The sequence below is a fragment of the Pseudomonas sp. NFACC43 genome (assembly GCF_900119645.1).
Lineage (GTDB): Bacteria > Pseudomonadota > Gammaproteobacteria > Pseudomonadales > Pseudomonadaceae > Aquipseudomonas.
Genome location: NZ_FPKK01000022.1, coordinates 14,963 through 34,369, shown reverse-complemented (window position 1 = coordinate 34,369; position 19,407 = coordinate 14,963). Strand labels below are relative to the sequence as shown.

Genomic DNA, 19,407 nt, shown 5'->3' with positions numbered 1-19,407 from the left:
GCAGGGGAAAAGCGCCTGGCTCCTGATGAGCAGGCTCGCTTCTGACGCTACCTGAAAATTGGTTATATAAAAATTCTTAAATAGTATTTTTAAGAATATCCCGCCTTATCTAGTATGGCTCCCACGCCACGCGCAGTGCCGCCCACTGCCCGGCATCCATTCAAGGAGCAGCATGATGAGCGCATCCCTACGTAGCGTTGACGGCCAGGACGAAGCAACCATTTTGCGGGAGATCCAGAGCGCATTGCGCGATCTGCGTTTCGGCGCGGTGGAAATCACCGTGCATAACGCGCAGGTGGTCCAGATCGAGCGCAAGGAAAAATTCCGTCTGCAGCAGCCCAGTCATAAACCGAGCTGAAGGATCGCCGCCTGCGGCTGCCTCTACCGGGGGCTTGGCGTAGAGAGCTGCCGCAGGCAGCGGTCTTTTCTTCGGGCAAGTCGATTTCAAAAAGCCATAAAAACCAGAATCCCAGGAGCTTTCACCATGTCGTCGATTCGTCGTTATGCCTTGGCCGCACTGGCCAGCGCTGTTTTCGCGGGTTCCGCGGTTGCCAAGGATTACGAGCTGCTCAATGTGTCCTACGACCCGACTCGCGAGCTGTATCAGGATTACAACGCCGAATTCGCCAGTTTCTGGAAGAAAGCGCACCCGGACGACACCGTGAAGATCCAGCAATCCCATGGTGGTTCGGGCAAGCAGGGCCGGGCGGTGATCGATGGGCTGCGGGCCGACGTGGTGACCCTGGCCCTGGCCGGGGATATCGACGAAATCGCCAAGCTGGGCAAGTCCCTGCCGGCGGACTGGCAGACGCGCCTGCCTGAGGCCAGCACGCCCTACACCTCCACCATCGTATTCCTGGTGCGCAAGGGCAACCCCAAGGGCATCAAGGACTGGGGCGACCTGATCAAGAACGACGTGTCGGTCATTACCCCGAATCCCAAGACCTCCGGCGGCGCTCGCTGGAATTTCCTCGCAGCCTGGGCCTATGGCCTGAAGGCCAATGGCGGAGACGAAGCCAAGGCCAAGCAATACGTGCAGGCATTGTTCAAGCACGTACCTATCCTCGACACCGGTGCCCGCGGCTCGACCATTACGTTTGTGAACAACGGCCAGGGCGATGTGCTGCTGGCCTGGGAAAACGAAGCCTTCCTGGCATTGAAAGAGGACGGTGGCGCCGACAAGTTCGACATCGTCGTCCCATCGCTGTCGATCCTTGCCGAACCACCGGTGGCGGTGGTGGACAAGAACGCCGAGAAAAAGGGCAACCTGGAGATCGCCGAAGCGTACCTCAAGCACCTCTATAGCCCGGCCGGACAGGAAATTGCCGCGAAGAACTTCTATCGTCCCCGGGACAAGGAAGTGGCGGCCAAGTACGCCCGGCAGTTCCCGAAACTGGAGCTGGTGACCATCGACAAGGACTTCGGTGGCTGGAAAACCGCCCAGCCGAAGTTCTTCAACGATGGCGGCGTGTTCGACCAGATCTATCAGGCGCAGTAAGCTGCGGTCTGTCTTAGTGTCTGCCAGTTAAGCCACAAACCTGTGGGAGCGAGCTTGCTCGCGATGGCGTCGGTTCACGCATCGATGTTGGCTGATGCACCGCTATCGCGAGCAAGCTCGCTCCCACAGTAAACCAAGGACCTCTATGTCGCGTCGCATATCCCCCGTCATACCCGGCTTCGGGCTGACGCTGGGCTACACCCTGGTGTATCTCAGTCTGATTGTGCTCATACCGCTGGCGGCCATGTTCGTGCATGCCGCCCAACTCACCTGGGATCAGTTCTGGACGATCATTTCGGCGCCACGAGTGCTGGCGGCGCTGAAACTCAGTTTCGGCACGGCACTGTGTGCCGCGATCATCAATGGCGTGATCGGCACGCTGCTGGCCTGGGTGTTGGTGCGCTACACCTTTGCAGGCCGCAAGGTCATCGACGCGATGATCGACCTGCCATTCGCCCTCCCCACCGCCGTGGCCGGTATCGCCCTGACCGCCTTGTATGCGCCGACCGGCCTGGTCGGCCAGTTCGCCACCGACCTGGGCTTCAAGATCGCCTATACCCCGCTGGGCATCACCCTGGCGCTGACTTTCGTGACGCTGCCGTTCGTGGTGCGTACGGTACAGCCGGTGCTGGCCGATATTCCCCGTGAGGTGGAAGAGGCGGCGGCCTGTCTCGGTGCCAAGCCCTGGCAGGTGTTCCGCCACATCCTGATGCCGGCGTTGCTGCCAGCCTGGCTGACCGGCTTCGCCCTGGCCTTTGCCCGTGGCGTGGGCGAATACGGCTCGGTGATTTTCATCGCCGGCAACATGCCGATGAAAACCGAGATCCTGCCGTTGCTGATCATGGTCAAGCTCGATCAATACGACTACACCGGCGCCACCTCCATCGGCGTGCTGATGCTGGTGGTTTCCTTCGTCCTGTTGCTGCTGATCAACTTGCTGCAGCGGCGCATCGAAACCCCTTGAGGAGGCGCGAAAAATGTCCCAATCGTCCATTGCCGCCGCTTCCACCAACGCAGCCCGTCGCGGCAGCGCGGTTTCGCGGCGCATCCTGATCGGCCTCGGCTGGCTGATCTTTGCACTGTTTTTGCTGTTGCCGTTGTTCATCGTGGTGTCCCAGGGCCTGAAGTCGGGCCTGGGGACGTTCTTCGCGGCGATCCTCGAACCCGACGCCCTGTCGGCGCTCAAGCTTACGGTGATCGCGGTGCTGATCTCGGTACCGTTGAACCTGGTATTCGGCGTCAGCGCCGCCTGGTGCGTGAGCAAATACTCGTTCCGCGGCAAGAGCATGCTGGTGACCCTGATCGACCTGCCATTCTCGGTATCGCCGGTGATCGCGGGCCTGGTCTACGTGCTGATGTTCGGCGCCCAGGGCCTGTTCGGGCCGTGGCTGTCGGACCATGACATCCAGATCGTGTTCGCCTTGCCGGGCATCGTGCTGGCGACAATTTTCGTCACCGTTCCGTTCGTGGCCCGGGAGCTGATCCCGCTGATGCAGGAACAAGGGACCCAGGAAGAAGAAGCCGCGCGCCTGCTGGGGGCCAATGGCTGGCAGATGTTCTGGCATGTCACCGTGCCGAACATCAAGTGGGGCCTGATCTACGGCGTGGTGCTGTGTACCGCCCGGGCCATGGGCGAGTTCGGCGCGGTGTCGGTGGTGTCCGGGCACATTCGCGGGGTGACCAACACCCTGCCGCTGCACGTCGAGATTCTCTACAACGAATACAACCATGTGGCCGCGTTCGCCGTGGCGAGCCTGTTGCTGATCCTGGCGCTCTTGATCCTGCTGCTCAAGCAGTGGAGCGAAAACCGAATCAACCGCCTGCGCGCCAGCGCCGCGGAGGAATAAGTCATGTCCATCGAAGTCCGTAACGTCAGCAAGAATTTCAATGCCTTCAAGGCCCTGGACAATATCAGCCTGGACATCCAGAGCGGCGAGCTGGTAGCGCTGCTGGGCCCGTCGGGTTGTGGCAAGACCACGCTGCTGCGGATCATCGCCGGCCTCGAAACCCCTGACCAGGGCAACATCGTGTTCCACGGCGAGGACGTGTCCGGCCATGACGTGCGTGATCGCAATGTCGGTTTCGTGTTCCAGCACTACGCCTTGTTCCGCCACATGACGGTATTCGACAACGTCGCCTTCGGCCTGCGGATGAAGCCCAAGAACCAGCGTCCGAACGAAAGCCAGATCGCGACCAAGGTTCACGAACTGTTGAACATGGTGCAACTGGACTGGCTCGCCGATCGCTACCCCGAGCAGCTGTCCGGCGGCCAGCGCCAGCGTATCGCCCTGGCCCGTGCCCTGGCAGTGGAACCGAAGGTGCTGTTGCTGGACGAACCATTCGGTGCCCTCGATGCCAAGGTCCGCAAGGAGCTGCGTCGCTGGCTGGCGCGGCTGCACGAGGATATCAACCTGACCTCGGTGTTCGTGACCCACGACCAGGAAGAAGCCATGGAAGTGGCTGACCGGATCGTGGTGATGAACAAGGGGGTGATCGAGCAGATCGGCTCGCCGGGGGACGTCTACGAGAACCCGGCCAGCGATTTCGTGTACCACTTCCTCGGCGACTCGAACCGCCTGCACCTGGGTGAGGATCGGCATGTGCTGTTCCGTCCCCATGAAGTCTCGCTGTCGCGCTCGGAACTGGAAGACCACCATGCCGCCGAGGTGCGGGATATCCGTCCGCTGGGGGCGACCACCCGGGTGACTCTGAAAGTGGAAGGCCAGAGCGAGCTGATCGAAGCCGAAGTGGTGAAGGATCACGACAGCCTGGTGGGCCTGGCCAAGGGCGAGACGCTGTTCTTCAAGCCGAAGGTCTGGCAGAAAGTCGCCAACCTGTGAAGGCGGCGCTGATCCCAGGGGGAGCAAGCCCGCAATGGATCGGCCTCGTGGGCAGATTCCGGATTCACTTCAATCCTTGTGTGGGAGCGAGGCTCGCCTGATGGCGTCCTCGCTGTTCGCTCCGATCCGAATAATGCCGCCTGGCTTTGCTTCGATTGATTCTATTTCTGCCGCAATTCTCTCATCAAACCCTACCTAGACTCTGACCTGCCAGGAGGCAAGTAAGAGTCCACGACGGACCGGTGATTTCTCCTGGCACCCTGATGCCAAGGAGAGAAAGCATGAGAATGGAAGTCAGTCGGCATGGCCCGCTGGGCTGTGCCTTGTTGAGTGTATTGCTGTGCCCGTCCGCCAGCGCCGCCCCCGCGCTATCACCGCAGATACCCTTCGATGTCACGGCCACCCAACCGATCTCGCTGGCCAGCCTGCAGGACAATTTCGACACGCTGTCGTGGCAGACCTTCATCGCCCTGAACTGGCCTGCGCTGGATAACGGCGCTCCCGACACCGGCACTTCCATCGGGAAACAGGATGGAGCCACGGTCTGGGAGAGCTGGAAGGAGAGCTACCAGATCTTTCGTGCCAAGGGGCAGGCGCCCTTGCCCTGGGACGCTCCGGCGACACTTCCTGAAGTCTGCAAGCAGCTCAAGCCGGGCCGCCTGTTGCAACAGATGGGCAAGGTGCCCGACGTGCTGGATGAGTTCATCCAGCCCTTCGAAAGCGGCCCGCTGGTGGATCAGAACGGTGTCTATACGCGCAACGAAATCGTGGTCAATCAATCGATGTTCAACGGTATCGTCGACAACGGTCTGTACAGCATCGAAGGCCAGCAGAAGTTCTTCGCCAGCAACCCGAAAAACGCGGTGGCGTTCAGTTGTGGCTCCAACGACACGAGCCAGGTCGGTTCCGTGATGGTGAAGGCCTCGTGGAAGGTGCTGGGTGCCAATGACCGCCCGCAGGATTTCCATACGGTCGATGCGTTGGTCTACACGCCGGGCAACAGCGATCCGAGCCACGGGCCGATTGTCGAAGAGTCGTGTGCCTCCCAGTCGGTCGGATTGGTGGGCCTGCACATCGTCCACAAGACCGCCAGCGCACCGCAGTGGGTCTGGTCGACATTCGAGCATGTGAACAACGTGCCGGAGCAATCCACCCCAGTGGCGCAGCGGACAGGGCCGTACCTGTTCTACAACGCCGCCAGCGACAGTACGATCAACCAGCCCCCGCCACGACCCTGGAACCCGGCTGTCAAGGCGACACCTTCGCAGATCGTGCGCGAGGTGCCGTTGACCGACGCCACCAAGGCCTTGAACACCACCTACCAGGCGCTGCTGCGCACGGTCAATCCGCAGAGTGTGTGGGCCAATTATCAATTGATCAGCACCCAGTGGCCGACCGCTACACCACAGCCCGACTGCCAGATCTCGGCCGCCAACCCCCTGGGCAATCCTGCTCCGTCGTTCCTGGCCAATGCCACGTTGGAAACCTACATCCAGGGCACTACGCCCCAGGCTTCCTCCAGCTGCATGGCTTGCCATGGCAACGCCGCTACTCATGTCACCGAATCCCCGCGTACCAGCTTCGCGGACTTCACCTATTTGCTCGAACGCGCACAGTCCACCACCGGACAAGGAGCCAAGCAATGAGCGTTGACCTGGACAATTTCGTCGGCCTGTCGTCGGCCCTGACCGGTATTCCCGTCGAACGCCTGGCGCCACAGCTCGATCCGGTGGGTTTGCCGCCGCTTTTTCTCGATTACGTCACCCCACGGATCACCCACGCGGTACTCGACCCGCTGCTGGCGCAATACGCCACGCTGGCGGCCGACAAGGTGCCGCCGGACGAGATCGCCCGGCGCGTGCTGATGGCCGGGACTGCGCCGGCGGCGACCCAGACCGCGCAAGCCGCGCGAGCCATCATGAAACTGTGGTTTCTGGGTGTGTGGTACCAACCCTATGACGCCGGTAACTACAAAAAGGGTGACTCGGCGGTGGTATCCGACCAGGCCTACATCTACAGCTGGGCGTGGAAAGTGGCCCAGGCCCACCCCATGGGTTACAGCGAATCGTTCTTCGGCTACTGGAATGAACAGCCGTCGAGCCTGGAGGACCTGACCGGCGTACCCGCCAGCACGTCTTCCAAAGCACAACAAGGAGACCGGTCATGACTATTGAACAAGCCGAAGTAGTGATCGTAGGCGCCGGGTTGGCGGGCAGTATCGTTGCCTATCAACTGGCCATGGCCGGCGTGGAAGTGCTGGTGCTCGAGTCGGGACCGGAGATTCCTGCCAATCGGACGCAATACCTGGAGCGGTTCTACACCACCACGCTGAAAACCCCGGAATCGCCCTATCCACCGGTCACCACCCTGGACCCGCCCCGCAACCCGGCCGGCCAGAACGCCCCGCGTGCGACCATCGCCGACCTGATTCTGGGATGGGACAAACCAGAGGTCAGTTACCTGGTGCAAAAGGGCCCGATGCCTTTCACCAGCACTTATGAGCGAGTCGGCGGCGGGACCACCTGGCACTGGGTCGGGACCTGCCTGCGCATGGTGCCGAACGATTTTCGCCTGCGGTCCCTATACAACGTCGGGGTGGACTGGCCTATCGGCTACGATGACCTGCAGAGCGCCTATTGCCGGGCCGAAGCGGAAATCGGCGTCTCGGCCAACGTCGCCGACCAGGCCTACCTGGGCATGACGTTTCCCAAGGGCTATGAATTTCCCATGCACAGCATTCCGTTGTCCTTGGTCGACGGCAGTTTTGTCGCGGCGGTGACGGGGCAGACCTTCGATGGCTTGCCGCTGGTGGTCAGCCCGACGCCGGCCGGACGCAACTCCCAACCCTACGCGGGGCGCCGGGTGTGTGCCGGCAATACCAACTGCACACCGATCTGCCCGATCCAGGCCAAGTACGACGCCACCGTGACGATGAACAAGGCCCTGGCCACCGGCAAGGTCAAGGTGCTGTACAGGACGGTTGCCAGCAAGTTGAACATAGGGTTGGACGGCACCATCTTCGGTGTGGAATTCAAGCAGTATCAATTGGGTGATGGACCGATGACCGGCTTTGGCGAGGCCATTGCTCAACGTTATGTCATCGCCGCCCATGCCATCGAAACCCCCAAGCTATTGCTCAACTCCGCCACGCCCGCCTGGCCCAAGGGCGTGGCCAACAGCAGCGGTCAGGTGGGGCGTAACCTGGCCGACCACCCGATCTACCTGGCTTGGGGGCTGATGCCTGAAGGCAAGGCGATTTTTCCCTACCGTGGTCCCCTGTCCACCGCGGGTATCGAGAGCTTGCGTGACGGTGCCTTTCGCAGCGAACGCGCGGCGTGGCGTATCGAGATCGGCAACGAGGGCTGGAACTGGCCGGCAAACGATCCCTACGACACGGTGGCCGATTTTATCGACGGTACGAACAACAACGGCGTCAACCCGGTGAAGTCGGACCAAGACTCCAAAGCCGCTACCGAGGCGCTTTATGGAACAGCGCTGGTGCAAAAACTCAACGACATCTTCGTCCGGCAGTTCCGCATCGCGTTCCTGGTGGAGCAGGTGGAAGACGATCCGGATAACGCCAAGTGCTACATCGTGCCGTCGGCCGACTACAAGGACCTGCTCGGTATCCCCCGGCCGGAAATCCACTATGAATTGTCCAAGTACACCCAGAAGGGGTTCCTGGAAGCAAAACGGCTGGCCACTCACATTATCAAAGACCTGCTCGGCGCCGTGGAGCTGACCAAACCGCTTACGCCAGGGACGTTCACTTACGGAAACGAACCTATGAGCTTCCAAGGTGCCGGGCACCTGATGGGTACCTATCGCATGGGCAGTGACCCGGCCACATCGGTGGTCGACAAGGACCAGCGCAGTTGGGATCACAAGAACCTGTTCCTGGTGGGCGATGGTGTTTTCCCCAGTAGCGGGACTTCGAATCCGAGCCTGACCATCGCAGCGTTGTCGTTCCTGGCCGCAGACACCGTGGCCAACGACCTGAAGGCGGTGACGATGCAGGTCCAATCCAACGTTGCCTGGCAGGGCACCGGTGTGCAGGTCAACGGGTTGGTGCCGCGCCTGGTTCGCTACGTCAGCGGTTTATGGTGTGCCAGCCCGCAAGGCGGCAATGTCGATGGGAAGGGTGGTTCGAGGCACATCGACTACAGCAGCTATGCCTTGCCCGGTGCTGCCGAAGGCGCCCTGATCGGTCGTGTGGGCGATGGCGGAGCGCCGTTCCTGGTAGGGGATCTGGCGCAGGTTCCAGGAAACCAGCAAGGGGAACTGCAACTGTGCATCAATGATGATTTGACCGGGCAGCACGGAGCTGGCTTGAGCGATAACACCGGCGCCCTGACCATCCGGGTCGAGTTCGGTGCGCTGTAACGCTTGAGTGGTAAGGCCTAACTCCTGTGGGAGCGAGCTTGCTCGCGATAGCGGTGGGTCAGTCGGCACGGATGTGCCTGGCCGAGCGCAATCGCGAGCAAGCGCGCTTCCACAGAGGGGCAGTTGGATATGGCGTGTTCTTTTCAGGCCGCCGAGCGCTGGTTGCGCATCGCCACGGGCCCGGCGCGCTCTTCGATGGCCCGCTTCAGGTCACCGCGAAGCCCCAGCAGGAAACCTGCTTCCACCACCACGAACAACGGCCCCACGATCAGGCCGGAGAGATCATCGACGAATGCCGGCTTGCGGCCTTCGTAATAGTGGCCGACGAACTGGATCACCCAGCCCAGCACAAACATGCCCAGGCCGCTGACCAGCCACACAGGAGTGCTTTGCATGGCCAGGATCTGGCCCAGCCATACGGCCAGGCCCAGCAGTACGGTCATCAGCGCACCCAGGCGCAACTCCAGCCGCAGATAGAACCAGGCGCTGGCTGCCGCTACCAGGAGGGCCGGCGACAGCATGAGCGCACCCAACGACCAGCCCGGCCGCGACAGCAGCACGGCGACGGCGACGAAGATCAGCGGAATGCCAACGAAGTGAGTGGCGATATTGCGAGGATCGCGGTGATAGGTGGCGTATTGACTGAGATGATCGACGAGGCTTTTCATTGTTGTTCCTCCTGTGGTGATGCCCGCATGATGCATCAGGTCTTGCACGACGCTCTGTCAGTTAGCCGACACTTGTCCCGGAGTTTCCATGAATTCGCATCCCTGGCATTTACCGCTGATGGCCGGCCACTGGTACAGCCACTTGCCCGTTGAGTTACAGCGTAGCCTGCTGGACATGGCCCGCGAGCGCCGCCTGCTGCCAGGCCATCGGCTGTTCAAGCGCGGCGATCCGCCGTGCGGCCTGTATGCCGTGCTGGAAGGCGCGGTACGGGTAGGCGCGGTGAACGAGCAGGGCAAGGAGGCACTGCTGAGTGTGATCGAGGCGCCCCACTGGTTCGGGGAAATCTGCCTTTTCGACGGCCAGCCGCGGACCCATGACGCCGTGTGTGTCGGCCCGTGCACCCTGCTGCACCTGCCCCAGGCGGCACTGTTGGCGTTGCTGCAGGCGCAACCGGTCTACTGGCGGCATCTTGCGCTGTTGATGAGCCACAAGCTGCGCCTCACGTTCATCAACCTGGAGCACCTGAGCCTGATGCCCGCCCCGGCTCGCCTGGCTCATCGCCTGCTGCTGATCGCCGAAGGCTACGGCGAGACCGACGCGGTGCGCCAGGTCCTGCAACTGCCCCAGGAGCAGCTGGCACTGATGGTATCGCTGTCGCGCCAGACCACCAACCAGATCCTCAAGGACCTGCAGAGCCAGGGCATTCTTCACCTGGGCTATGGCGAGATCGAGATTCTCGACATCGAGGGTTTGCGGGCCCTGACCAGGACCTGAACGACGGCAGTTCGAGGCGCACGCATCCGGTTCAGCGCAGCCCCTCGCGAAACTGCCCCGGGGTCATGCCGGTCCAGCGCTTGAAGGCGCGGCTGAAGCTGCTGGCATCGGCAAAGCCCAGCAGGTAGCCGACTTCGCTCAGCGAGCACTGGGGATCGCGCAAGTGCAGCAGCGCCAGGTTCTCCCGGCATTCGTTGAGCAAGGCATCGAAGCGACAGCCTTCGTCGGCCAGGTGTCGTTGCAGGCTGCGCAGGCTCAGGTGCATGGTCTGGGCGATGCGTTCGGCGCTGGGTTCGCCTTCGGGTAACTGGGCCTCGATAGCGGCCCGCACCTTGCGTTCCCAGGTCAGTGGCTGGAGCTGGGCGAGGGTGCGCTTGAGTACCGTTTCGTTGTGTTCGGCCAATTCCGGGTTGGCGTCGTCCAGGTGCCTGTCGAAGTCGGCGAGGCTGAACTCCAGGCAATCCTGCGCGGCGGCGAAATGCACCGGCGAGCGGAACACTTTATGCCAGGGCTCGGGGTCCGCCGGCTCCGGCCGCCGCAGGTAGACTGCCAACGGCGCATAGTCGCGGCCCAGCCGGTTGCGACAGGTGCGCACATAGATCGCGGCGAATGCATCGAGGGCTTCGAAGGCCGGGGCCGGGTGGTCCTGGGGCGTGTCGAGGCTGAAGCGGTAGCGGTCTTCACAGCGACGCAATTGCAGCGTCAGCGCGTCGCTGACCACCGGGTGGTAGCGCACGATCCGCTCGAACACTTCCCGCAGGCTGCCGCTGGCCACCAGGGCGTAACCCAGTGCGTGGAACGTGGTGGGGCTCACGAAGCGCGATACCCGCAGGCCGATGGCCGGATCGCCGCTGGCCTGTACGGCCAGGGTCCACAGGCGACTGGTGCCCGAGAGCGGGTAGCGGGCGTTCGGGTCGTCCATCAATTGTGGGTCGAGGCCGGCCTCCAGGCACAGGGCGTGGCTGTCCAGCCCCAGCGCATCGAGCTGTTTGCGCAGGGCCCGGGTCCAGCTGGCAAGGGTGGTCGGTTCAGTCATGACAATTGGCGCTTGCGGTCAACAGGTTGGCGTCTACGGCTACTACCCTGTGGAACAACGCCCGTCAGGATGAGCACATCGTTATCAGAGGATGTAAGCCATGCACGGCACTTGCGCAAGTCCCGACCGATTGAATGCACAACAACGCGCCGCCCATATCCGCCAGGTCGTGCTGGCCCGGGGCGATGAGTTACGCCAGCGTTATCCGATCCTGCGGCATCAGGATGCGATGGGAGCTGGCATCCTGGCGTTCGCCCTGGCGGGGATGATCGGATCGGCGCTGCTCTATATCAACGGGCATCTGGCCGGCTGGGCGTGCTTGCTGCTCAACGCCTTTTTCGCCTCCCTGACCCATGAGCTGGAGCATGACCTGATCCACAGCATGTATTTTCGCAAGCAACGCCTGCCCCATAACCTGATGATGGGGCTGGTCTGGCTGGCGCGGCCGAGCACCATCAACCCGTGGATCCGCCGCCACCTGCACCTCAGTCACCACAAGGTATCCGGCAGCGAAGCCGACCTGGAAGAGCGGGCCATCACCAACGGCGAGCCCTGGGGGCTGGCGAGGCTGCTGATGGTGGGGGACAACGTCATGTCGGCGTTCATCCGCCTGCTTCGGGCCAGGACCTGGGCCCACAGGCGCAGCATTCTCAAGCGCACGCTGAAGGTGTACTTCCCGCTGGCGTTGCTGCACTGGGGCGCCTGGTATGTGTTCCTCGGTTTTCATGGGGCCAACGGCGTCGCGAGCCTGATGGGTACGTCGATCGATTGGTCGGCGACCACGTTGTCGGTCATGCACGTGATCGACATCGCCGCGGTGGTGATCATCGGCCCGAATGTATTGCGTACCTTTTGCCTGCACTTCATCAGCTCGAACATGCACTACTACGGCGACATCGAGCCAGGCAATGTCATCCAGCAGACCCAGGTGCTCAATCCCTGGTGGTTGTGGCCGTTGCAAGCTTTCTGCTTCAACTTCGGCAGTAGTCACGGGATCCATCATTTCGTGGTGAAGGAGCCGTTCTACATTCGCCAACTGACGGTGCCGGTGGCTCACCAGGTGATGCGGGAGATGGGCGTGCGGTTCAATGACGTTGGCACGTTCGGGCGGGCGAATCGGTTCGTGCGCCAGGAGGGTGTGGTGCGGGAGGAAGGCAAGGCCGTTCGGGTTTGAGGTGCACAATTTCAGGGATGGAAAACAACCCGTGGCGAGGGACTTTACCCCCGCTGGGCCGCGCAGCGGCCCCAAAAAGGTTGAGTGCAATCAGGCCTGACACCACGAGGCGGCAGTCAAAGGGCTGCTGCGCAGCCCAGCGGGGATAAATCCCCCCGCCACAGGGGGGGGCGTGGGTGACCTGAAGAATGAGTCAGAACTGGTAACTCACCGTAGCCGCCACGTTGCGTTCTTCGCCCATGTAGCAGTAACTCAAGCTGGCGCAGGAGGCCACGTAGGTTTCGTTGGTCAGGTTGTTGGCGTTCAGGCGAACGTCCATGCCCTTCAAGCCGACCTTGCCCAGGTCATACCCCACCGAAGCATCGAACAGCGTGTAGGAGGGCACTTTCATGGTGTTCTCCGCATCGGCCCAGCTGTAGCCGACATATCGCACGCCACCGCCCAGTCGCAGGCCATCGAGGGCGCCGCTGTCGAATCTGTAGTCGGTCCACACCGATGCCATGTGGCGCGGGGCCTGGGTCGGTGAGTTGCCTTTGTTTTCGATGATGTCGGTGGGGGTACTCAGGGTGCTGACCATTGATTTCGAGTATTCGATATCGGTGAAGGTGTAGCTGCCCAGCAGCTTGAGCTGCTCGGTCAACTGCAGGTGCGCTTCCAGTTCCAGGCCCTGGGAGCGCACGGCACCCACGGCGCGGTAGAAGTTCTCCTGGGGCAGCTTGGTCGCCAGGTTTTCCTGGTCGATGCGGAACAGCGACGCCGTGTACAAGTCATCCGTGCCCGGTGGCTGGTACTTCAAGCCCAGTTCCCATTGCTTGCCATCGGTGGGTGGCAGTGGATTGCCGGCGCTGTCGGCGTAGGAGTTGGGGTTGAACGACTCGGAATAGCTGATGTACGGCGCCAGGCCGTTGTCGAACAAGTACAAGGCGCCGGCGCGACCGGTGAGCTTGGTGCGCTTGTCGTTGATTTCGGTGCCTTGCGGGCGACCGGATTCGGCGATGCGGTTTTCATCCGAGGTCTCGACCCAGTCCTGGCGCAGGCCTAGAGAGAAGCGCCATTTGTCCATTTCCACCAGATCTTGCAGGTAGACGCCAGTCTGCTCCAGGCGCCGCAGATAGCTGGTGGGGCTGGAGTAGGTGATGGTCGAGTTGCCGTAGACCGGATCGAAGGCGTTGATCGGCGCCAGGCTGCCGCTGGTCCAGTCCACCACAGTCTTGCGCCGCTGGTAGTCGGCGCCCATCAGCACGGTGTGTTTGGTCGCGCCGGTGAAGAATTCGGCTTGCAGCATGTTATCGACGATGAAGGCGTGGAGCTTTTCTTCGGCGCCGGTGTAATAGCGATTGAGCTCGTTGCTGGTGGGCGTCGTCCAGCCGTAGGCATAGACCTGGTCGTTCTTGACCTCCGAATCCAGGTAGCGGAAGTTCTGCCGGGCGGTGAAGACATCATTGAAACGGTGCTCGAACTGGTAGCCGAACGATTGCTGGTCACGCTCATAGCGATCGACCCCCGGTTCGCCCTCGAAGAAATTCTCGGAAATCCGTCGGCCGTTGCGCTGGTGCAGGGTACCGTCGGCCGGCATGCCGCCATGGTAGCCGCCGTCGGGGTCATGTTGCAGGTAGGCCTGGAGGGTCAGCGAGGTGTCTTCGGTGAAGTCGATGCTCACGGTGGGCGCGAGGGCGAAGCGCTTTTCCTTGTTATGGTCGAACTGGGTGTCGGACGTGTCCGCCAGGCCGATCAGGCGATAGGCGATGCGCTTGTCGTCGTCCACCGGGCCGGTGAAGTCGAAGCCCATGCCGCGCTGGCCCTGGGTGCCGACCGTCGCCTGGATCTGGTGATAGGCCTCGTACAAGGGCTTCTTGCTGGTGAGCGCCACCAGTCCGCCAGGAGAACTGCGACCGTAGAGCACCGAGGACGGTCCCTTGAGGATATCGACCCGCTCCAGGAAATACGGATCGATCTGGATCGAACTGTAGGTGCCGCTGTCGCCCATGGACTTGAGGCCGTCGAGGTAGATGTTGTCCACCGAGCCATCGTTGAAGCCGCGCATCGCCACGTAGTCGTAGCGGTGGGTGGCGCCGTAGGGGTTAGTCAATACGCCTGGGGTATAACGCATGGCCTGTGACACGGTCTGTGCACCCTGGTCGTCCATCTGCTCGCGGGTGACCACCGATACGCTTTGGGAGGTTTCCCGCAGGGCGGTACTGGTCTTGGTGGCGACCTGGCTGTGGGTGGCGTTGTAGCCCTCCATGCTGCCCAGGGCATTACCCAGGGCAAAGCCCTTGATATCGGTGGTGGGCAGCGCCAGGGTGCTGACCTCGGCCTCGGTCTGCAGGACATAACTGCTGCCGTCCTGGCTGACGGCAACCAGTCCTGAACCGCTGAGCAGATGGCTCAGGGCCTGGTCTGCCGAATATTCGCCTTGCAGGCCAGGGGACTGCACGCCACGGGTCTGCTCCGGGGTACTGGCCAGGGTGATGCCCGCCTGGCGCGCGAACTGGTTCAACACATCGCTGAGGGGGCCGGCGGGAATGTTGTAGCTCTGGCGGCTGGTGCTGACGCTGTCGGCGGCGACCGCCAGCATCGGCGCGACGCCGGCACTCAGCGCCGTGGTCAGTAGCGCGGCGCGGATGGCCTGGCGCAGCAGGCCGGTGTCCGAGGAGCCGCCAAAGGGGGTCTTGAAGTGTACGCGCTCAGTCATTTACAGGTTTCCGTTGGAGTCGCTGAAGGCAGAAAAGCGTTGCTTACCTTCCTAGCCGGACAGCCGCCCAAAACCCGCCAAAAAATCAGGCAGGGCGTTCCACCGTGACCCACCAGCGGGTCCGATAACGTATCTGCACCCCGAGCGTGCGAGGCAGGACGGCCAGCAGCCTGTCGGTGTCCTCCAGGCGGAAGACGCCCGACAGCCGCAAGTCGGCGATCGATGCGGCGCATGTGAGGTAGCCCCGGCGGTAGCGTCCTACTTCGTTGAGAAAGTCCTCCAGGCGCATGTTGCGGGTGACGATCAATCCGTCCGCCCATGCACCAGCGTCCATGTCCAGCGGCGGTGCCACGGTCGCCGTGGAGGCGGAAACGAGATAGTGCTGCCCGGCATTCACCTGGATCAGCGCGCCATCGCTGCCAGTGTGGGAACGGATCACCACCCGGCCACTGCTGACACTCAGGCGCGTGCAATCGCTGTCCTGGCGCACGATGAAGCGTCCCTCCTGGCCTTCGAACAATCCCTGTCGGCTTCGTACCAGCAACGGTCGCGCCGGATCGCGCCCGCAGGTGACCATGATTTCACCGCGGGCCAGGGTGATCAGGCGTTGCTGCGAGGTGTAATCCAGATCGGCGGCGCTGTGGGTGTTGAGTTCGAGCCGTGTTCCGTCCGGCAACTGGAAGCCTCGGCGTTCGCCGGTGGCGGTTGCGAAATCGGCGGTCCATGGCTGCCCGCCCAGGTCTTTGCCCAACCACGCGGCGCAGCCCACCAGTGCCACGCCAGAAAGCAGTTTCAAGGCCTGCCTGCGGTCGAGTCGCCGGGCGCTGTTCTCCAGGGTTTCGAGGGCGATGTGGGCGCCGGGCACGGCTCGCAGGTTCGAGGTCAGTTCGCTGTGCAGCGATTGCACCCGCTGCCAGGCCAGTTCGTGTTCGGGATGGGCAGCGCGCCAGACCTCGCACTGTTGACGCAGGCTCGGATGAGCGGCGTGGTTGCGCAGGCGCAGCACCCAATTGATCGCTTGCCTGACCACTTGCTGCGAGGGTCCGTTGCGGCGGCCCATGGGGTCAGTGGTCATAGCGCAACACGTAGCAGTGATACAGCGCATCGGCGACATAACGTTCCACCGAGCGCAGGGAAATGCCCATGTGTTCGGCGATCTGCTTGTAGGTCAGGCCTTCGCATTGGGCCAGCAGGAAGGCCCGGCGCACCTTTGGCTTCAGGCCTTCGAGCATCCTGGCGATGGCCTCCAGCAGTTCCAGGATCAGGGCCTGGGCTTCGGCGCCAGGGACTTCGGCTTCCGGCAGATGGGCTATTGTTTCGAGGTATGCCCGCTCGATCTCTTCCCGCCGCCAGTGGTCGATGACCAGGCCTTGGGCAATGGTACGCAAAAAGGCACGCGGGGCCTTGAGTTCCAGGCGCTCGGTGCGCTGCAGCAGGCGCACGAACGTATCCTGGGCCAGGTCCGCCGCATCCGCGGCGTTGCCGAGCCGATTGCGCAACCAGGTATGAAGCCAGCCGTGATGGTTGATGTAGAGCGCCTGCACTGCAAACTCGGGAGATGACATGAACGCGACGCCCTGGGTGTCACAAATGATAATAGGTCGCATTGTCATCAGCGTCCGGAGAATTTGCAACCACCGTTCGACTGTCGCGGCCTTCCGTCGCCCAGTTTTTTAAAGTCCTAATTTTTTTCCCGAACTTGCCGACAGAGGAATATGCGTGCACCAAAATGGAGCGGGGTTCCCTCCCGCCCGCGCTGTCACATGGAATGTTGCAACCCGGAATGCACCCCCACTCTCTGCAGAAGAAGTCCTCATCGATGAATCTAAAGTTCAGCCATAAGATCCTGCTGGCCGCCTCTGGTGTAGTAGTGTTGGCTTTCGCCCTGTTCACCCTCTACAACGATTATCTGCAGCGCAACACCATCGGCCGCAGTCTCGAATCGTCCATCGAGCAATCCGGCGAGTTGACGGCCAGCAGCGTCCAGAACTGGATGAGCGGCCGGGTGCTGGTGCTGGAAAACCTGGCGCAGAACATCGCCCATCAAGGCGTCAGTGCCGACCTGCCGGGGCTTGTGGACCAGCCGGCGCTGACCTCCAATTTCCAGTTCACCTACGTGGGCCAGGCCAACGGTGTGTTCACCCAGCGCCCCGACGCGAAGATGCCCGACGGCTACGACCCGCGCCAGCGTCCCTGGTACAAACAGGCGGTCGCCGCCGACCGCACCATGCTGACCCCGCCCTATATGGCCGCGGTCGGCGGCCTGGTGGTCACCATTGCCCTGCCGGTGAAACGCAACGGCGAGCTGCTGGGCGTGGTGGGCGGTGACCTGAGCCTGGAAACCCTGGTGAGAATCATCAACTCGGTGGATTTCGGCGGCATCGGGCATGCCTTCCTGGTCAGCGGCGACGGTCAGGTCATCGTCAGTCCGGACAAGGACCAGGTGATGAAGAACCTCAAGGACATCTACCCCGGCACGCCGGTGCGCATCGAGAAAGGCATCCAGGAAGTGGAACTGAACGGACAGGACCGGATCCTCTCGTTCACACAGGTGGCGGGCCTGCCGAATGCGCAGTGGTACATCGGCCTGTCGATCGATGAGGACAAGGCCTATGCACCGCTGAGCCAGTTCCGTACCTCGGCGCTGATTGCGATGTTCGTCGCGGTGGCGGCCATTGCGCTGCTGCTGAGCCTGTTGATCCAGGTGCTGATGCGCCCGCTCACCACCATGGGACGCGCCATGCAGGACATCGCCCAGGGCGAAGGCGACCTGACCCGGCGCCTGGTGGTGCAGAGCAAGGACGAGTTCGGTGAGCTGGGCAGCTCGTTCAACCAGTTCGTGGAACGTATCCACGCCTCGATCGCTGAAGTCTCCTCCGCTACCCGGCAGGTGCACGACTTGTCGCAGCGGGTGATGACTTCGTCCAACGCGTCGATCATAGGTTCGGATGAGCAGAGTGCCCGCACCAACAGCGTGGCGGCGGCCATCAATCAGTTGGGGGCCGCGACCCAGGAAATCGCTCGCAACGCCGCCGATGCCTCGCAGCATGCCAGCGGTGCCAGCGAACAGGCTGAAGACGGCCGCCAGGTGGTGGAAAAAACCATCCAGGCGATGTCCGAACTTTCGGAGAAAATCAGCCTCTCCTGCACCCAGATCGAAACGCTGAACGCCAGCACCGACAACATCGGGCACATCCTGGATGTGATCAAGGGCATCTCCCAGCAGACCAACCTGCTGGCCCTGAACGCCGCCATCGAAGCAGCCCGTGCCGGCGAAGCCGGGCGCGGTTTCGCGGTGGTGGCCGATGAGGTGCGCAACCTGGCGCACCGCACCCAGGAGTCGGCGGAAGAGATCCACAAGATGATCACCTCCCTGCAGGTGGGTTCCCGTGAAGCGGTGACCACGATGAACGCCAGCCAGGCATCCAGCGCTGAAAGCGTGGAGGTCGCCAACCAGGCCGGCCTGCGGCTGGTCAGCGTGACGCAGCGCATCGGCGAAATCGACGGCATGAACCAGTCGGTCGCCGCCGCGACCGAAGAGCAGAGCGCCGTGGTGGAAACTCTCAACATGGACGTCAGCCAGATCAACCTGCTGAACCAGCAAAGCGTGGCCAATCTCAATGAGACCCTCAAGGATTGCGATGCCTTGTCCCAGCAGGCCAACCGCCTGAAGCAACTGGTGGACAGCTTCAAGATCTGACCCAGTCGCCGGGCCACCGCCATCGCGAGCAAGCTCGCACCCCAAGGGGATTGGCGGTGAGCCTGGATGTTGAGTTCGCTGCGACTCAATGCGAAAGCTTGCTCGCGATGACGTCGGTACAGCGGGCATCACCGCCGACTGCATCATCACCTTCGCGAGCAAGGGGCTGGTGCTTACGTGAACATTCCCTGCACATTGCCCATCGCCTCATCGGCGAAGCCCTGCAGGAAGTCCCTGAAGCCCGACGGCGTATGGGCGTCGGTGTGGTCGGCGATGATGGTCCAGGTGGCGCGACAGCGCTTCGGCGCCAAGGGCTCGACCTGCATCGATGCCCACAGGTTATCGATGCCCAGGGTGTTGTAGACCAGTGTCCAGGTCATGTGCATGGCCTGATCGTCGCGGCTGTTGAGCTGCTCCACCACCAGGTTCTGCCCATCGGCGAAGAATTTCTTGCGCAGGGACCTCACGCCCTCGCCGGTCATTTCGATGCGCGCAAGCGCCGGGATGAATCGGTTGAAGCCACCGAAATCACCCACCAGTTCCCAGACGCGGGCCGCATCGTCGGCGACCTCCACCGAGGTTTCGACGTGGCAGGCCCGGGGGTTCCTGATCAGGGTGTCGGATTGGAATGTCTTCAT

The 19,407-nt window shown here is 62.3% G+C and carries 17 protein-coding genes; 11 read left to right on the top strand and 6 right to left on the bottom strand.

Going from position 1 to position 19,407, the window contains the following annotated elements; genetic code table 11:
* Positions 1-175: 175 nt before the first annotated feature.
* The 8 genes from oscA (at position 176) to BT179_RS25125 (ending at position 8,721) form a co-directional block, all read left to right on the top strand.
* Positions 176-358: a sulfur starvation response protein OscA gene (oscA, locus tag BT179_RS25160; protein ID WP_003186967.1), complete on the top strand. Its 183-nt coding sequence runs from the start codon at positions 176-178 to the stop codon at positions 356-358.
* A gap of 126 nt (positions 359-484) precedes the next feature.
* Positions 485-1,498 carry a sulfate ABC transporter substrate-binding protein gene (locus BT179_RS25155; protein ID WP_072398971.1) on the top strand — a complete coding sequence of 338 codons (1,014 nt, stop codon included), beginning with the start codon at positions 485-487 and terminating at the stop codon, positions 1,496-1,498.
* Positions 1,499-1,643: 145 nt separating this feature from the next.
* Positions 1,644-2,462 (top strand): sulfate ABC transporter permease subunit CysT, encoded by an 819-nt coding sequence (gene cysT / locus BT179_RS25150; RefSeq protein WP_072398972.1) that lies wholly within the window; start codon positions 1,644-1,646, stop codon positions 2,460-2,462.
* Positions 2,463-2,475: 13 nt separating this feature from the next.
* A complete protein-coding gene (gene cysW, locus BT179_RS25145; RefSeq protein ID WP_072432197.1) occupies positions 2,476-3,345 on the top strand; it encodes a sulfate ABC transporter permease subunit CysW in 870 nt (289 codons plus the stop codon).
* A 3-nt stretch (positions 3,346-3,348) separates the two neighbouring features.
* Entirely contained in the window at positions 3,349-4,338 is a 990-nt protein-coding gene (locus BT179_RS25140; RefSeq protein WP_072398974.1) for a sulfate/molybdate ABC transporter ATP-binding protein, read from the top strand.
* Positions 4,339-4,619: 281 nt separating this feature from the next.
* Positions 4,620-5,984, top strand: a complete 1,365-nt coding sequence (locus BT179_RS25135; protein ID WP_072432198.1) for a cytochrome C — start codon at positions 4,620-4,622, stop codon at positions 5,982-5,984.
* Complete coding sequence (locus tag BT179_RS25130; protein ID WP_072432199.1) at positions 5,981-6,505, top strand: sorbitol dehydrogenase; 525 nt, start codon at positions 5,981-5,983, stop codon at positions 6,503-6,505. The genes BT179_RS25135 and BT179_RS25130 overlap by 4 nt, the downstream gene beginning before the upstream one ends.
* Positions 6,502-8,721: a GMC family oxidoreductase gene (locus BT179_RS25125; RefSeq protein WP_072432200.1), complete on the top strand. Its 2,220-nt coding sequence runs from the start codon at positions 6,502-6,504 to the stop codon at positions 8,719-8,721. Before BT179_RS25130 ends, BT179_RS25125 begins: the two co-directional genes overlap by 4 nt.
* 143 nt (positions 8,722-8,864) lie before the next feature.
* Here BT179_RS25125 and BT179_RS25120 read toward each other — a convergent pair whose 3' ends face one another.
* Positions 8,865-9,389, bottom strand: coding sequence for an Mpo1 family 2-hydroxy fatty acid dioxygenase (locus BT179_RS25120; protein ID WP_072432201.1), 525 nt, complete (start codon positions 9,387-9,389; stop codon positions 8,865-8,867).
* 88 nt (positions 9,390-9,477) lie between these two features.
* Between BT179_RS25120 and BT179_RS25115 the strand changes: the two genes are divergently transcribed.
* Positions 9,478-10,164 (top strand): Crp/Fnr family transcriptional regulator, encoded by a 687-nt coding sequence (locus BT179_RS25115; protein WP_072432202.1) that lies wholly within the window; start codon positions 9,478-9,480, stop codon positions 10,162-10,164.
* 31 nt (positions 10,165-10,195) lie between these two features.
* On the opposite strand, the gene BT179_RS25110 is transcribed toward BT179_RS25115, so the two are convergent.
* A complete protein-coding gene (locus BT179_RS25110) occupies positions 10,196-11,200 on the bottom strand; it encodes an AraC family transcriptional regulator (RefSeq protein WP_072432203.1) in 1,005 nt (334 codons plus the stop codon).
* Positions 11,201-11,300: 100 nt separating this feature from the next.
* Between BT179_RS25110 and BT179_RS25105 the strand changes: the two genes are divergently transcribed.
* Positions 11,301-12,374, top strand: coding sequence for a fatty acid desaturase (locus tag BT179_RS25105; protein ID WP_072432204.1), 1,074 nt, complete (start codon positions 11,301-11,303; stop codon positions 12,372-12,374).
* A 193-nt stretch (positions 12,375-12,567) separates the two neighbouring features.
* Here the strand turns inward: BT179_RS25105 and BT179_RS25100 are convergent, their stop codons facing one another.
* The 3 genes from BT179_RS25100 to BT179_RS25090 all read right to left on the bottom strand — a co-directional run bounded on the left by BT179_RS25100 (position 12,568) and on the right by BT179_RS25090 (position 16,634).
* On the bottom strand, positions 12,568-15,069 hold the full coding sequence (locus tag BT179_RS25100; protein WP_072432205.1) for a TonB-dependent siderophore receptor: 2,502 nt from the start codon (positions 15,067-15,069) through the stop codon (positions 12,568-12,570).
* An 85-nt stretch (positions 15,070-15,154) separates the two neighbouring features.
* On the bottom strand, positions 15,155-16,144 hold the full coding sequence (locus BT179_RS25095) for a FecR domain-containing protein (protein ID WP_072432206.1): 990 nt from the start codon (positions 16,142-16,144) through the stop codon (positions 15,155-15,157).
* Complete coding sequence (locus BT179_RS25090) at positions 16,134-16,634, bottom strand: sigma-70 family RNA polymerase sigma factor (RefSeq protein ID WP_072398984.1); 501 nt, start codon at positions 16,632-16,634, stop codon at positions 16,134-16,136. Before BT179_RS25090 ends, BT179_RS25095 begins: the two co-directional genes overlap by 11 nt.
* 254 nt (positions 16,635-16,888) lie before the next feature.
* Between BT179_RS25090 and BT179_RS25085 the strand changes: the two genes are divergently transcribed.
* A complete protein-coding gene (locus tag BT179_RS25085) occupies positions 16,889-18,769 on the top strand; it encodes a methyl-accepting chemotaxis protein (protein WP_072398985.1) in 1,881 nt (626 codons plus the stop codon).
* A gap of 173 nt (positions 18,770-18,942) precedes the next feature.
* On the opposite strand, the gene BT179_RS25080 is transcribed toward BT179_RS25085, so the two are convergent.
* Positions 18,943-19,407, bottom strand: a complete 465-nt coding sequence (locus BT179_RS25080) for an SRPBCC family protein (protein ID WP_072432207.1) — start codon at positions 19,405-19,407, stop codon at positions 18,943-18,945.

Bases quoted from the DNA above. Each gene is read 5' to 3' on its own strand.
- BT179_RS25140 (WP_072398974.1), top strand. From the start codon at position 3,349: ATGTCCATCGAAGTCCGTAACGTCAGCAAGAATTTCAATGCCTTCAAG.
- BT179_RS25135 (WP_072432198.1), top strand. From the start codon at position 4,620: ATGAGAATGGAAGTCAGTCGGCATGGCCCGCTGGGCTGTGCCTTGTTG.
- BT179_RS25130 (WP_072432199.1), top strand. From the start codon at position 5,981: ATGAGCGTTGACCTGGACAATTTCGTCGGCCTGTCGTCGGCCCTGACC.
- oscA (WP_003186967.1), top strand. From the start codon at position 176: ATGAGCGCATCCCTACGTAGCGTTGACGGCCAGGACGAAGCAACCATT.
- BT179_RS25105 (WP_072432204.1), top strand. From the start codon at position 11,301: ATGCACGGCACTTGCGCAAGTCCCGACCGATTGAATGCACAACAACGC.
- BT179_RS25090 (WP_072398984.1), bottom strand. From the start codon at position 16,634: ATGTCATCTCCCGAGTTTGCAGTGCAGGCGCTCTACATCAACCATCAC.
- BT179_RS25095 (WP_072432206.1), bottom strand. From the start codon at position 16,144: ATGACCACTGACCCCATGGGCCGCCGCAACGGACCCTCGCAGCAAGTG.
- BT179_RS25115 (WP_072432202.1), top strand. From the start codon at position 9,478: ATGAATTCGCATCCCTGGCATTTACCGCTGATGGCCGGCCACTGGTAC.
- BT179_RS25085 (WP_072398985.1), top strand. From the start codon at position 16,889: ATGAATCTAAAGTTCAGCCATAAGATCCTGCTGGCCGCCTCTGGTGTA.
- BT179_RS25080 (WP_072432207.1), bottom strand. From the start codon at position 19,407: ATGAAGACATTCCAATCCGACACCCTGATCAGGAACCCCCGGGCCTGC.
- BT179_RS25100 (WP_072432205.1), bottom strand. From the start codon at position 15,069: ATGACTGAGCGCGTACACTTCAAGACCCCCTTTGGCGGCTCCTCGGAC.
- cysW (WP_072432197.1), top strand. From the start codon at position 2,476: ATGTCCCAATCGTCCATTGCCGCCGCTTCCACCAACGCAGCCCGTCGC.
- cysT (WP_072398972.1), top strand. From the start codon at position 1,644: ATGTCGCGTCGCATATCCCCCGTCATACCCGGCTTCGGGCTGACGCTG.
- BT179_RS25120 (WP_072432201.1), bottom strand. From the start codon at position 9,389: ATGAAAAGCCTCGTCGATCATCTCAGTCAATACGCCACCTATCACCGC.
- BT179_RS25125 (WP_072432200.1), top strand. From the start codon at position 6,502: ATGACTATTGAACAAGCCGAAGTAGTGATCGTAGGCGCCGGGTTGGCG.
- BT179_RS25155 (WP_072398971.1), top strand. From the start codon at position 485: ATGTCGTCGATTCGTCGTTATGCCTTGGCCGCACTGGCCAGCGCTGTT.
- BT179_RS25110 (WP_072432203.1), bottom strand. From the start codon at position 11,200: ATGACTGAACCGACCACCCTTGCCAGCTGGACCCGGGCCCTGCGCAAA.